This window comes from Arthrobacter sp. Z4-13, assembly GCF_054792705.1.
The window spans coordinates 417,873-431,050 of the sequence record NZ_CP096459.1 but is presented as its reverse complement, the minus strand read 5'-3'; the positions used below and the strand labels follow the sequence as shown (position 1 = coordinate 431,050).

Here is a 13,178-nt window from a genome sequence, read left to right as displayed (position 1 = left end):
CCGGCTAGAAGACAGTCACCCGGGATCCGCCCCGGGGCAATGGGAAGTTCTCCTCCAAAAGTCCGTCCAGGATGGGCCGGTAGATGTTCGGGTTCCAGCCCGGGCTGGCGTGGGCAGGGGCGGCGCCTTCGGTTTGAAGCCCGCTGGAGACCATGTTTGCCTTGAACGCTACCGCCCATGCCTCCACCGCCGTCTGGTAGCGGACCGTGCGGTCCCGGGGGTTGCCGATGTAGGCCATTTTGGCGCCGCCTATCTTGTCCGCGAACCGGGTGCCGTCAAAGTGGTAGATGTAGGCGGACTCCGACTGGACGAGCAGGCTGGACGGCGCGATCGGCGACAGCTGCTCGAGCGTCTGGTCAAGGATCTGCCGCCAGCTCCGTTCGTCCTTATGAATGACGCGCTCCCCCAGTTCGTACCCGCCGCGGAGGGAGGACGGGAACCGGAAACCCCGCTCATAGAGGAACACCACGCCGTCGAACCAGCTCTGGTCCAGGACGTCGTGCTTGCTGTACGGGCTGGAGTCCAGCACGACAAGTTCCACTTCCACACCATGTATTTCCAGCAGTCGGGCGGCCACCTGGGTGGCCACCATTCCGCCAAAACTGTGTCCGTAGAAGAACAGCTTGGTGAGCTTCTGGGCCCGGACGTGCTCGATCACGGCAATGACCAGCCCGTCGATGTCCAGGCCCAGGTTGGAATAGCCGACGGCGGCGAGCCGGGCACGTTTGTTGAGCGAGCCCCGGAGGGTGTTCAGGATCCACTGCCCCTCCTCCCAGCTGGTTTTATAGCCGGGAAACAGGAACCAGCTGGCGTCCGGGTAGTAAGCATCAGCGAAGTCGTCCGCAACAGGAATGATCCGGTTTACCTGGCGGGCGGACTGCACCTGGCGTGTGAGCAGCATGTCCGCGGCAAGCAGGCCGGACACGCCTGCTCCTGCCAGGAATCCGCGGCGCGAAAACTGTTTGAGGGCAGCGGCATCCTGCAGCAGCCGGGCTTCAGAAGCCCCGCGCCGGTCCTGCGGATTTACTTCCCCCTCATATGGCACACCCCTACCGTAGGCACACCGGAAGACACCGCCGCAAGGAGCCGCCGGTAACCTTTCAGTGACGCAGGATCAGCTGGCGGCCTGTCCTTCCACGGCCGGGAACGGTGCAGAAGCCTCCTGCTGGCGGCGCAGCATCTCTTGGCCGATGTCGTCATACCGGCCCAGCAGGTCTGACCCAGGGAAAGCCGCCGGGTTGTCCAAAAGGGTAAAGAGGGTGTCACTGGCCAGCAACAGTTCCTCATCCGAGTAATCCTGCAGCGCCCGGCCGCACAGCACCTCAAAGCCCGTGAGGTCCAGCAAAGGAATCCCTGCTTCGCCAGAAAAAGCGGCCGGGTAGCCAGGGGCGTCCATGTCCGCAACGCCGCCGGCGGAAAAGCCGTCAAGGATCGTCAGCGGTTGCCCGGGCGCCGCAGCCCATTCGCCACCGGCGGGCGAGAGGTCAAGGGATACCCCGGCGCCATGGATTCCCGGCAGGCTGCCGGTGTCGATGGCATTGAGGTCAATGCGAAGGCCTGCGAGGGCCGCGGACTCAACCATGACGGCACGCGAAAGCTCAACGCAGATGTGGGAACGGATCCCCATCCGCCTGATCCGGCGGATGATCTGGACAAGCCCGGGGCGGGAGTCCTGGTTCAGGCTCCCCCGGACGTCAATGCGGACAATGTCCGCGGGGACATCGAAGTTAACGAGGGCATCCAGTGCGCGGTCCATAGGTACTCCAAAAGAGGGTGTCTATGGCCGACGGCTCAACCTTGGTAAGAATAACCTCCAGCACGGGAGGGCACAAGCCGTCTGTCAGGCTGTTTGGCCCGCCTGGCGCTGCCCGGGTTCCTGGTAATGCGTCCGCGTGCCCACACCCCCCACGGAGTCCACCAAGGATTTGGCAATATCCCGCAGCTTGGTGTTGCTGTTGCTGGAGGCCTCGGTGAGGATGCTGACCGCGGCCTCCTGGCTGCACCTGTTCTGTGCCATCACAATGCCAATGGCGATGTCGATGATGGTCCTGGATTGCAGCGTTGCGCGGAGATTTGCTGCACTGTCGGTGTGAAGTGAGAACCGCACCGCAAGCCGCAGCGCCTGCGAAATCTCCCTTGTGTAGCCCCGCGCCTTTGCCGTGGCACGTTCGTCGAACTTGTTCGGAACGTCGGAGTAGAGGTTCAATGCGGCCTTGGCATCGCCCTGCAGGTTGAAGGGCAGCGAGAGTACTGACCGCAGCCCGTGCGATGCCACCGCGGACGCGTAATCGGGTCCCCAGCGGTCTTCCTCGAACAGGTCAGGGACGTGGACTTCGCGGTCCTCTTCGGCGGCAGTGAGGCAAGGGCCCCGCGACAAGGAATACTGGATTTCGTCCACTTCGCGGGCTGAGTCGCTGCTCCAGCCAATCGTGGCGGCCTTCCGGTCCCGGAGCAAGGTGATTCCGCACAGGGCGTCCTCGCCATCGCCGGCCACCTGGCGGGCAGAGAACCGCGCCAGTTCGTTCAGGAAGCCCTCGAAGTCGGCACTTTCCAAAATAAGGTTCTGGACCTGGTCAGTGGTGCTCAAGGGTTCTTGAGGGGGCAGCATGGTGCACGTTCTCCGTATGGGTACTCGAGGGAATACCACATAATAGGGCAGCCCCGTGTCCCCAGCCAACAAAGTCCTGGACGGAAAAGGCAGCCGGGGATGCACCTGCCCCGGCTGCCTTTGGCAGGAATGCTAGGAAAGCCCGAGCTCATCCTTGCCGAACGCGAACAGGTAGGGAACGCCCGTCTCCGCTTCGATCTTTTCCTTGGCCCCGGTGCTGCGGTCCACAATGACGGCGACGGCCACTACGTTACCGCCGGCCTTCCGAACTCCCTCGACCGCGGCCAGCGCGGAACCGCCGGTAGTGGAAGTGTCCTCGAGAACCAGGACCTTGCGGCCCTCCACGGAGGGGCCCTCCACCTGGCGGCCCATGCCGTAGGACTTCTGGGCCTTGCGGACTACAAACGCGTCAACGGTCCGGCCGGCGTCCACGGCAGCGTGCATCACAGCGGTACCCACGGGGTCGGCTCCCATGGTGAGTCCGCCTGCGCACTCGAAGTCGATCCCGGCGTCGTCCGCCAGGGCGAGCATGACCTGGCCCACGAGCTTGGAGGCCTCGTGGTGCAGGGTAATACGGCGGAGATCGATGTAGTAATCGGCTTCCGCTCCGCTGGACAGGATCACCTTGCCGCGGACCACGGCGAGTTCCTTGATCAGTTCCAGCAGGCGGGCGCGGGCGGCAGCAGTGTCTACTGCAGTGTCACTGGGGGAAGTCATGGACTCCAGTTTAGTGGGGGCGGGCCGGTGTGGATGCTTGAGGCTTAGTGACACCGCTGGCTAGGCTGGACAACATGCGCGAACTCCAGGCCAGGATCATTGAAGAAATGGGCGTCCAGCCCCGGATCGACCCCGCCGGGGAGGTGCGAAAGCGCGTCACATTCCTTAAGGACTATCTAAAAGCCACCCGCACCAAGGGGTTTGTCCTGGGCATTTCAGGCGGCCTGGATTCGTCCCTGGCCGGAAGGCTGGCCCAGTTGGCCGTCGAAGAACTTGAGGCCGAGGGTGTGGACGCAAACTTCGTGGCCGTCCGGCTGCCTTACGGCGTACAGCACGACGAGGAGGACGCCCGGGCCGCCCTGGACTTCATCCAGCCCAAGACTGAGTGGACATTCAACATATCCGCCGCCGTGGATGGGTTCGAGGATGAGTTCGAGAAGACGGTGGGCTCGGAAATCTCCGATTTCCACAAGGGCAACACCAAGGCACGCACCCGCATGATCGCCCAGTATGCCCTGGCTGGAGAACACAACTACCTGGTCCTCGGCACGGACCACGGCGCGGAGTCCGTCACCGGCTTCTTCACCAAGTATGGTGACGGCGGCGCTGATGTCCTTCCGTTGTTTGGCTTGAACAAACGGCAGAACCGTGCCCTGCTGGCCGAGCTCGGCGCGCCTGCCCGCGTCTGGGAAAAGGTGCCTACCGCGGACCTGCTGGACGACAAGCCGGGCCGCACTGACGAGGATGAGCTGGGCCTGAGCTACGACCAGATTGATGATTACCTGGAGGGCCGGGATGTTCCCGGGTCCGTGGCCGAGCTGATCGAAGAGAAGTTCCTGCGCACCCGGCACAAGCGCACCGTCCCCGTCACCATCTTTGATGCCTGGTGGAAGCACCAGGGCCCGGAAGAGCCGCGCGCAGGGCTGTAGTTTCGCCCGGGGAAACTCAGCGGGGCCGCCCGCCTTTCCCGTCCCCACCCAACTGCTGGGTGATGCGGTGCGCCTCGGCCATCAGGAGGTTGCCCAGCTCTTCCTGCCGCTCAGGCTTGAAGCGTGGCTCGATCCCGGTCAGGGAAAGCGCCCAAGCGGGTTTGCCTGATGCGTCGAACACCGCGGCGCCCATCCCCCAACTGCCCTCCAGTACCAGCCCCGGATTCACCGAGTAGCCAACTTGCCTGGTCCGGGCGAGGTTGGCCCGGACCAGCTCTTCCGTGTGCACTGCGGCGAAAGTACCTGCGTGCTCCGTCCAGCCGCGCAGCAGCCCTTCCTGCTCGGCCTCGGGCAGGAAAGCCATGATCGCGGTCCCCGCAGAGGCAACACCCAGCGGGAAGCGGACGCCTTCGTGCAGCACAAAGGACCGGACCGGAAAGCTTCCCTCCTCGCGCAGCAGGCACACCGTCTCGGAACCTCGGCGGATGGAAAAGAACGCACTTTCGCCGGTGGCCTCGGCGAGCCTGTGGAGGCTGGGCCGGGCAATGTCCTCAAGCGGAAACCGCGCAGCGGCCACTGACCCCATCAGGAGCATTTCCGGGCCCAGTACCCAGTTGCCGCTGCCGGCGTCGTGATCCAGCAATCCTTCAGACGCCAGGGATGAGAGCAGCCGGTGGACGGTGGGCCGGGTGAGGCCTGACTCCCTCACCAAGGCGGACAACGGCATGCCCTCCGGACTGCGTCCCACCAGCCGCAGCAGCCGGGCGATGCGGCTGACCACCTGGGCACCCTGTACTGGCAGATTGGACATTTTCCTCCTCGCGCCTCCACATTATGGACACTGGCAATGTTACTGTCCACACTGTAAAACAGCGTGATTGCGCCCAAACTTTCAGGCTTGACAGCCCTTTCGCGCCGCCCGTAGTGTCCATTGACAGACCCCGCGTCCACAAAATGGACCACCACTGCGGGATTCTCAATGAGGAGGCGCCATGTCCAAACTTCAGCCATCACCCGCCGTCGCCCTTGAGGGCCTACTGCAGGACGGCATCACACTTGCCGTCGGCGGATTCGGTCTCAGCGGCATACCTGCGGACCTGATCGAGGCGGTCCGCGATTCGGGCGTAAAGGACCTCACGGTGGTCTCGAACAACATGGGTGTGGACGGCAAGGGCCTGGGCATCCTGATCGAGGCGGGCCAGGTCCGCAAGGTGATTGCCAGCTATGTCGGGGAGAACAAGCTCTTCGCCGAGCAGTACCTCGCCGGCAAGCTGGAGGTGGAGTTCACCCCGCAGGGCACGCTTGCTGAGCGGCTCCGCGCCGGCGGTGCCGGCATTCCGGCGTTCTACACAAAGACCGGTGTGGGCACCCTGGTTGCGGAAGGCAAGCCGCACGAGGTATTCGACGGCGAAACGTACGTCCGCGAGCGCGCCATCCGGGCCGACGTCGCGCTGGTCCACGCGCATACCGCTGACACGGACGGCAACCTGATCTACCGCTACACCGCCCGGAACTTCAACCCTGTCGTTGCCACAGCCGGATTGCTGACCATCGCAGAAGCCGAGGTGATTGTGGAACCGGGCCGGCTGGATCCGAACCACATCGTCACGCCGGGAGTGTTTGTCCAGCGCCTGGTCCAGGCGAAGGACCGGGTCAAGGACATCGAGCAGCGCACCGTCCGGCCGGCCGCCTCCCGCGATGCCGAAACCGTACCGGCCTAACCACCACAAACCCAAGGAGAATTCCATGGCCTGGACCAGGGATGAGATGGCTGCGATTGCGGCCGAAGAACTGAACGACGGCGACTACGTCAACCTCGGCATCGGGATCCCCACGCTGGTAGCCAACAACCTGCCCGATGGCGTCCGCGTTGTGCTGCAAAGTGAAAACGGACTCCTGGGGATGGGGCCCTTCCCGTACGAGGGTGAGGAGGACGCCGACCTCATCAACGCCGGCAAACAAACTGTCACGGTGCTGCCCGGCGGAAGCATCTTCGACTCCGCCATGTCCTTCGGCATGATCCGGGGCGGGCACGTCAAAGTGGCCATCCTCGGAGCCATGCAGGTCTCCGGAAGCGGCGACCTCGCCAACTGGACCATCCCCGGCAAGATGGTCAAGGGAATGGGCGGCGCCATGGACCTCGTGGCCGGGACCCCGCGGGTGGTGGTCCTCACCGAGCACAACGCCAAGGACGGCAGCGCCAAGATCGTGCGGGAATGCACGCTGCCCCTGACGGGCCTTGCGGTGGTGGACCGCATCATCAGCGACCTCGCTGTTTTTGACCTGGTCCGGAACGAACAGGGAACAGACGGCGCGCGGCAGCTCACGCTTACCCGCATGGCCCCAGGGGTCACCGTCGAGGAAATCCGCGGGAAAACGGAGGCCGGGTTCACCGTCGCCCTGGACGAGCAGGAATCGGCGGCGGCCGCCCTGGAAGGAGCCCCGGCATGAGCCTGCAGGAACAGTTCGGCAAGGATGTCCTGCTGACCGGCTGGGGCCACAGCCGTTTTGGCAAGCTGACGGAGGAGACCCTGGAGTCCCTGATCGTCCAGGTTGCCACCGACGCCATGGCCAATGCGGGCATCGAGCCCGGCCAGGTTGACGAAATCTACCTCGGACAGTTCAACTCCGGGATGATGCCGCTGGCGTTCCCGTCGTCGCTGGTGCTGCAGGTCTCGCCCGACCTGGCGAACGTTCCCGCCACCCGTGTGGAAAATGCGTGCGCCTCCGGCTCGGCCGCATTCCAGCAGGGGACGAAGTCCCTGCTGGCGGGCACGGCGAAAACGGTGCTGGTGATCGGCGCGGAAAAGATGACCCACGCCGGCGCGGACGTTGTAGGAGCAAGCCTGCTGGGCGCCGACTACGACATGGCCGGCAAGGCTTCCACCACCGGTTTCACCGGGCTCTTCGCCGAGGTCGCCAAGCACTACGGGAAGCGTTACGCCGACGGGAACCTGGGTGACGTCCTGGGCAGCATCGCGGCGAAGAACCACCGCAACGGCGTCCACAACCCGTACGCCCAGCTGCGCAAGGACCTCGGCGAGGAGTTCTGCCGCACCATCTCGGACAAGAATCCCATGGTGGCCGATCCGCTGCGCCGCACCGACTGCTCCCCCGTATCCGACGGCGCTGCCGCCGTTGTCCTGTCCACCTCCCCAACGGCTGGTTCCACTGCGCCGGTGCGGCTTGCCGGTTTCGGCCACGCCAATGATTTCTTCCCCGCATCCCGCCGGGACCCGGTTGCCTTTAACGCCACCCGGGTGTCCTGGCAGCGCGCACTGGAGATGGCCGGCGTCGGACTGGAAGGCCTGGACTTCGCGGAGGTCCACGACTGCTTCACCATCGCCGAACTGCTCATGTACGAGGCGATGGGCCTGACCGATCCCGGCCAGGGCGCCCGTGCCATCGAGGAGGGCTGGGTGTACAAGGACGGCAAACTGCCCGTCAACGTCTCCGGCGGCCTCAAGGCCAAGGGCCACCCTGTGGGAGCAACGGGCGTATCCCAGCACGTCATCGCAGCCATGCAGCTGACCGGAACCGCAGGCGGCATGCAGCTTCCCAGCGCCCGCCGCGCCGCCGTCCAAAACATGGGCGGCGTGGGCATCGCCAACTACGTCAGCGTCCTTGAGGCTGTGTAGTCCCGCCGGGTTTCCCCACCTTTAGGGCACGACGGCGGCGCGTCGCATCCAAACTGCGGCGCGTCGCCATGCTCGTCAGCTAAAGGTGGGGAAACTCAGCGGCTCGGTCCGGGAGAAGGCTGGCCGCGGCCGTGGAGCAGGCTGGCGATTTCCGCGAAGCCCAGCCGTTCGGCGTTCTGCAACGCCGTCCGCCCCTCCCGATCCCGAATGTCCGGATCGGCGCCCGCTGCCAGGAGCAGGCGCACCACTTCCTGCTGCCTGGCCCCGCCGTTGTTCAGCAGGATCGCTTCCTGCAGGGCAGTCCAGCCAAGGTTGTTGACGTGGTTGACGGGCACGCCTGCGTTGATCAGGATCTGCACCGTCTCCACGTGGCCGTGTTCGCTGGCCGGGATCAGGGCTGTTCCGCCGTATCGGTTGGTGCTCGCGACGTCTGCCCCTGCAGCCAAAGTCAGGCGAAGCACCTCATTGAATCCTTCGGCGCCCGCATAGAGGAAGGCCGAATCCTGGATGGCGTCCTTGGCGTTCACGTTGCCCCCGCGCGCAATCAGTTCGTTGACCAACGGAACATTGTTGTGCTTGGCGGCGGCTATCAGCTCCTGATCGAGCTGCGCCTGCGCCTCTGCGGAGAGTGCAGGAGGCGTAGTCGCTGGTGCAGGCGGCTCGGAGGAAGGTGCGGGTGAGGCGGGATCCGCGGCCGACGGCTGGGTGTCGGCGCTGGCCAGGACCGACGCCGAAGGGGACGCCGGCTGTGGCTCCCCCGGGCCCGCCTGGCACGCTGTCATCGACACGGACAAGCAGAGGACCAGAACCAGAGCCTCGAACCACCTCATGCGCTTAGGCTACTTCGCGGCACCGGCGATGGCTTCTGCACCGGCTGCAGCACAGGCCTCATCAAGTGCGCCATCGGGCGCGCCGCCGACGCCGATGCCCGCCACCGAAACCCCGTTGACCTTCAGCGGAACGCCGCCGGCAAGGAAGAGGGTGCCGGGAAGGTCGGCAATGCTGGGGCCATTTCCGTTGATCCGCTTGGCCAGCCCGCTGGTGGGGGTGCCGAAGGCGGCTGCAGTGTAGGCCTTCTGCTGTGCTGCCTCAATGGTGTGTTCGGCCGCATTGTCACCACGCAGGAGCGCCTGCACCGTCCCGAAGCGGTCCACCAGCGCCACCGTCACGAACGGCAGCTTGTCGGCCTGGCACTTGGCCAGCGCCGCCTGCACTGCCTTGGCTGAGGCGCCCACCGAGATGCGGTTCTGCTGCACCACATTCTCCGGAACGGGCTGGACGTCAGCCGCAGGAACGGCGGTTGGAGCGGATCCGGCATTCGCGGCAGCCGTTACACCGGCGGTGAGGGTAAGCGCACCGGCGGCTGCGGCGGCCAGAACTTTCTTGGACTTTTTCATGTTGTTTCCTTTGCTCGGAGCCCCAAACGACCGTCAGGAGCGGCGTACGGTTCCATCCTTCCGGGACTGACGGGTTCCTGGCATCGGGCCTTTGGCGGTACCGTCCTGCTACGAAAAGCCAGCCGTATCAGCCAAAAGGCTGAGAGACGGACCAGGGAGGGGGCAATAGCATTGGTAGGTAGCATTCCCCACCGGAACCGGAATTCCCATGCCTACCCGAGCCAACGCCGCATCCGCCCCTGACTCGACCGCTGCCGGCGGGACCGGTCCGGCCGGGACGGGCAAAAATGCATCTGCTGCGTCCAGGAACACCGCCGGCGCCCGCTTCGGCACTATTGACGCAGCAGTGCATCTGGGTTTTGCGGTCCTGCTGGTGGCGTCCGTGGTCCGCTACGTGATGCGGCACAGCCCCGAGGACAATCTCCTGGTCCTTGGCCTTGCTGCAGCGGCCTGCCTGCTGTACTTCGCCGTCGCCGTCCTTGCATCGCGGGGGAAGCCGGGCGCGCCGTGGGTGTTCACTCTGGTTGCCGTGTGGGCGGTACTGGTCATTGCGGCTCCGAGCTTTGCCTGGTGCTCGTTCGCGCTGTTCTTCCTCTGCCGCAGTGCACTGAGCGGCGCAGCCGCCTATGCCACGGCAGGAGCCACCGCGGCTGCTACCGCTGCAGGGCTGTTCCGGTTAAGCAGCGGCACCGACCTTGCCATGCTCCTCGGCCCGCTCGCCGTGGGTCTGATGCTGACCTTGATCTACGACAGGATCCAGAACGACGCCGAGGAACAGCGCCGCCTGCACGCGGAAGTCTCCCTCGCCCAAGGCCAGCTCGCCGCCAGTGAGCGCCGGGCGGGAACCATCGCCGAACGGGAACGGGTTTCCCGGGAAATCCATGACACCGTGACCCAGGGGCTCGCCAGCAGCCTGCTCCTGCTGGAAGCGGCGGGCAGGGCGTGGCCGAGCCCGTCAGCCCAAGCCGGACTCAGCCAGGCCACCGCTCTGCTGCGGGGCAATCTGTCCGAAACCCGCAGCCTGGTCCATGAACTTGCCTCCCCCGGATTGGACGCGTCCCCCTTGCCTGATGCCCTGCTCCTCGCTGCACGGCAGTACGTTCCGGAGGCCAGGCTCCTTGTCACCGGTGAACCGCGGCCCGTGCCGCCGGATCTCCGCCACGCCCTCCTGCGCGTAGTCCAAAGCGCAGCGTCCAACATCAAGCTCCATGCGTGCGCCGCCACCGCCACGCTGACCCTCGGCTACCTTCCCGACGCCGTCACCCTGGACATACACGACGACGGCGCCGGCTTTGATCCAGCGGCGGCAGCACCGCCGTCGGACGCCGGAGGGTACGGACTACGGGCCATGCGGCAGCGGGTGGAGCAACTGGGCGGCGTTTTCTCGGTGGAAAGCGCACCCGGCGAAGGAACAATCGTGGCAGCCCAGCTGCCCGTGACGGAAAAAGCTCCAGAGCCCGCAGGGCCGGAAGAGTCCGCATGAGCGTCATCACGGTACTGCTGGTGGATGACCACCTCGTGGTCAGAAGCGGGCTGCGGGCCCTGCTGGGCACCCAGCCTGACATCGCCGTCGTCGCCGAAGCCGCTTCCGGGGAGGAAGCCCTGCAACGCCTGGAAGACGACGCCGTCGCGGTAGTGGTTATGGACCTCGCCATGGGCACGGGCATGGACGGGATCGAGGCCATACGGCTTATCCGCGAGCGCAACCCCAGCCAGGCCATCCTGGTTTTCACCACTTACGACTCGGATGCGGACATTGTGCGGGCCGTGGACGCCGGCGCCATGGGCTACCTCCTGAAGGACGCCGCACCTGACGAGATCTTCGCGGCCATCCGCGGGGCGGTTCAAGGCAAGAGCGTGATGAGTGCGCCGGTCGCGTCCCGGCTCTTCCAACAGCTGCGGAACCCTGACGAGATCCTCACCCCGCGCGAAGCCGAACTGCTCAGCCTCCTCACGCAAGGCCTCAGCAACCGGGAGCTCGGGCAGCGGCTCTTCATCTCTGAGGCCACGGTCAAGACCCATCTGGCCCACATCTATGCCAAGCTCGGAGTGGACACCAGGGCCGCTGCCATTGCTACCGCAATCCGCCGTGAGGGCATGCGCTGACAACACTTTATTGCCGTTACCCTTGCAAGGATGGCGTCCGCCCCGTACGTTGGGGACTGCGGGGGACGTTCTCCGCGCACTTCGGGCCGATGGCCCGGGGAGAGAATCAGAGTCACACGAAGGAATGCAGCCATGGCAACAGGCACAGTTAAATGGTTCAACGCCGAAAAGGGTTTTGGCTTCATTGCCCCCGATGACGGGTCCGCTGACGTTTTCGCCCACTACTCCGCAATCGCCAGCAGCGGATACCGCTCACTCGATGAGAACCAGAAGGTTGAATTCGATGTGACCCAGGGTCCCAAGGGCCCGCAGGCGGAAAACATCCGCCCGCTCTAAGGCTTCGGCTTTCCTCCCGCTCCTGCAGGAGGAACCCGCCACGACACAGCGGCCCCACCAACATCCGTTGGAGGGGCCGCTGTCTCTGTGCTCCCTGCACCCCGCGCTCAAGGGGCCTCCCCTTCCAGTCCCCCCATCCCCGCTCCCCGTTGGTATCCCCGTTCCCACTCCCTTCCCAGCCTGGTGCTGGGATAATTGGATTATGACCGGACAGCACCCGGACAGCGTCCCGGGCAACGACGCCGAAAAAGACCCGTGGGAGGAGTTCGACAGGCTTCCGCCTGCCGGGCCCGACCGCGTTGCCGGCCAACCCGGTGGGGAACCCCAAGGTTTCGGTTTCCGGACCGGAGTCCGCAGCGCGCGCGTCGCCGTCGGATTTGCCGTCTACACTCTGGTGCTCGGGACCGTGCTGGCGGTGGCAGGCTGCGTTGTTTTTGTCGCCGAGGAACAGTGGCTGCTTGTGGCGCTGATGATCCTTATCGAAGCAGCCTTCATCTTCGCTTTCACACGCCTCGTCGCCCAGGCCCGTACCCGCTCGCCCCGCAACCGCCCGCTGCGTAACCGACACCCCGGAACGCCTGCTTGACCCTGACGCTGCGTCAACCTTTACGCTCGGAGCATGGAAGCAAGCGAAGCGGACTGGTCCATCCAGGATGTTGCCGGGATCGCAGGCACAACAAGCCGGACCCTGCGCCACTACGACGACATCGGGCTGCTGAAACCCAGCCGCGTTGGGAGCAACGGCTACCGCTACTACAACGGTGCCGCCCTCCTGCAGCTGCAACGGATCCTCCTTCTCCGGGGACTCGGGCTGGGGCTCCCGGCCATCGCTGAGGTCTTCCACCACGAGACAGACGCCGTCAAAGCACTGAGCCGCCACCTGGACTGGCTGCGGCAGGAGCAGGAGCGGCTGGCCCGGCAGGTTCTGTCCGTTCAGCAAACAATCGCAACAATTCACGGAGGAGGCGAACTCATGGCAGAGAAAATGTTTGACGGCTTCGACCACACCCAGTACAAGGACGAGGTGGAGGAACGCTGGGGCCAGGAGGCCTACGCCAAAAGCGACGCCTGGTGGCGTGGCATGGGAAGCGACCAGAAACGAGCGTGGAGGGCCCGCGCCGAAAGGCTTGGCAGTGACTGGACCGCCGCTTCGGGATCAGGAATAGCCGCGGACAGCCCCGAAGCGCAGGACCTCGCCCGGCGCCACGTCGACTGGTTGACCGCCATCCCCGGAACTCCCGCTTCGGAGAGCGGCGGTGACGTCAGGGGTTATGTGATGGGGCTGGCGGAGATGTACGTTGCCGATTCACGGTTCGCCGCCAACTACGGCGGCGACACAGGAGCGGGCTTCGTGCGGGACGCGCTGCATGTCTACGCCGAAAGGAACCTTTAGCAGCGGGCCGGGAGAACGACGGCGGGCCCCCGCGAAGGGAGGCCAGGGAAGTAC

16 protein-coding genes are annotated in these 13,178 nt (G+C 65.3%); 9 read left to right on the top strand and 7 right to left on the bottom strand.

Going from position 1 to position 13,178, the window contains the following annotated elements; translation table 11 throughout:
* Positions 1-4 precede the first annotated feature (4 nt).
* The 4 genes from M1E07_RS03910 to pyrE all read right to left on the bottom strand — a co-directional run bounded on the left by M1E07_RS03910 (position 5) and on the right by pyrE (position 3,325).
* Positions 5-1,045, bottom strand: coding sequence for an alpha/beta fold hydrolase (locus M1E07_RS03910; protein ID WP_461188981.1), 1,041 nt, complete (start codon positions 1,043-1,045; stop codon positions 5-7).
* 69 nt (positions 1,046-1,114) lie between these two features.
* A complete protein-coding gene (locus M1E07_RS03905; protein WP_461188980.1) occupies positions 1,115-1,756 on the bottom strand; it encodes a hypothetical protein in 642 nt (213 codons plus the stop codon).
* An 84-nt stretch (positions 1,757-1,840) separates the two neighbouring features.
* Positions 1,841-2,608, bottom strand: coding sequence for a GAF and ANTAR domain-containing protein (locus M1E07_RS03900; RefSeq protein ID WP_461188979.1), 768 nt, complete (start codon positions 2,606-2,608; stop codon positions 1,841-1,843).
* 132 nt (positions 2,609-2,740) lie between these two features.
* Positions 2,741-3,325, bottom strand: a complete 585-nt coding sequence (gene pyrE, locus M1E07_RS03895; RefSeq protein WP_461188978.1) for an orotate phosphoribosyltransferase — start codon at positions 3,323-3,325, stop codon at positions 2,741-2,743.
* 74 nt (positions 3,326-3,399) lie between these two features.
* Here pyrE and nadE point away from each other — a divergent pair, with 74 nt between their 5' ends.
* Complete coding sequence (gene nadE / locus M1E07_RS03890) at positions 3,400-4,254, top strand: ammonia-dependent NAD(+) synthetase (RefSeq protein WP_461188977.1); 855 nt, start codon at positions 3,400-3,402, stop codon at positions 4,252-4,254.
* A gap of 16 nt (positions 4,255-4,270) precedes the next feature.
* On the opposite strand, the gene M1E07_RS03885 is transcribed toward nadE, so the two are convergent.
* On the bottom strand, positions 4,271-5,065 hold the full coding sequence (locus M1E07_RS03885; protein WP_461188976.1) for an IclR family transcriptional regulator: 795 nt from the start codon (positions 5,063-5,065) through the stop codon (positions 4,271-4,273).
* 181 nt (positions 5,066-5,246) lie between these two features.
* Between M1E07_RS03885 and M1E07_RS03880 the strand changes: the two genes are divergently transcribed.
* Genes M1E07_RS03880 through M1E07_RS03870 form a run of 3 tightly spaced genes read left to right on the top strand, consistent with a single transcriptional unit; the run spans position 5,247 to position 7,892 of the window.
* Positions 5,247-5,975, top strand: a complete 729-nt coding sequence (locus tag M1E07_RS03880; RefSeq protein WP_461188975.1) for a CoA transferase subunit A — start codon at positions 5,247-5,249, stop codon at positions 5,973-5,975.
* A 25-nt stretch (positions 5,976-6,000) separates the two neighbouring features.
* Positions 6,001-6,705, top strand: a complete 705-nt coding sequence (locus M1E07_RS03875) for a 3-oxoacid CoA-transferase subunit B (protein WP_461188974.1) — start codon at positions 6,001-6,003, stop codon at positions 6,703-6,705.
* Positions 6,702-7,892, top strand: a complete 1,191-nt coding sequence (locus M1E07_RS03870; RefSeq protein WP_461188973.1) for an acetyl-CoA acetyltransferase — start codon at positions 6,702-6,704, stop codon at positions 7,890-7,892. The genes M1E07_RS03875 and M1E07_RS03870 overlap by 4 nt, the downstream gene beginning before the upstream one ends.
* Positions 7,893-7,987: 95 nt before the next feature.
* On the opposite strand, the gene M1E07_RS03865 is transcribed toward M1E07_RS03870, so the two are convergent.
* A complete protein-coding gene (locus M1E07_RS03865) occupies positions 7,988-8,722 on the bottom strand; it encodes an ankyrin repeat domain-containing protein (protein ID WP_461188972.1) in 735 nt (244 codons plus the stop codon).
* 9 nt (positions 8,723-8,731) lie between these two features.
* Positions 8,732-9,289, bottom strand: a complete 558-nt coding sequence (locus tag M1E07_RS03860) for a GlcG/HbpS family heme-binding protein (protein WP_461188971.1) — start codon at positions 9,287-9,289, stop codon at positions 8,732-8,734.
* A 208-nt stretch (positions 9,290-9,497) separates the two neighbouring features.
* On the opposite strand from M1E07_RS03860, the gene M1E07_RS03855 reads away from it, so the two are divergent.
* From M1E07_RS03855 to M1E07_RS03835, 5 genes are all read left to right on the top strand, one after another.
* Positions 9,498-10,772, top strand: coding sequence for a sensor histidine kinase (locus tag M1E07_RS03855; protein WP_461188970.1), 1,275 nt, complete (start codon positions 9,498-9,500; stop codon positions 10,770-10,772).
* Positions 10,769-11,395, top strand: a complete 627-nt coding sequence (locus M1E07_RS03850) for a response regulator (protein ID WP_461188969.1) — start codon at positions 10,769-10,771, stop codon at positions 11,393-11,395. The genes M1E07_RS03855 and M1E07_RS03850 overlap by 4 nt, the downstream gene beginning before the upstream one ends.
* A 132-nt stretch (positions 11,396-11,527) precedes the next feature.
* Positions 11,528-11,731: a cold-shock protein gene (locus tag M1E07_RS03845; RefSeq protein ID WP_013599688.1), complete on the top strand. Its 204-nt coding sequence runs from the start codon at positions 11,528-11,530 to the stop codon at positions 11,729-11,731.
* Between the two features lie 202 nt (positions 11,732-11,933).
* Positions 11,934-12,317, top strand: coding sequence for a hypothetical protein (locus M1E07_RS03840; RefSeq protein ID WP_461188968.1), 384 nt, complete (start codon positions 11,934-11,936; stop codon positions 12,315-12,317).
* A gap of 33 nt (positions 12,318-12,350) precedes the next feature.
* Positions 12,351-13,124: a MerR family transcriptional regulator gene (locus tag M1E07_RS03835; RefSeq protein ID WP_461188967.1), complete on the top strand. Its 774-nt coding sequence runs from the start codon at positions 12,351-12,353 to the stop codon at positions 13,122-13,124.
* Positions 13,125-13,178: the final 54 nt, after the last annotated feature.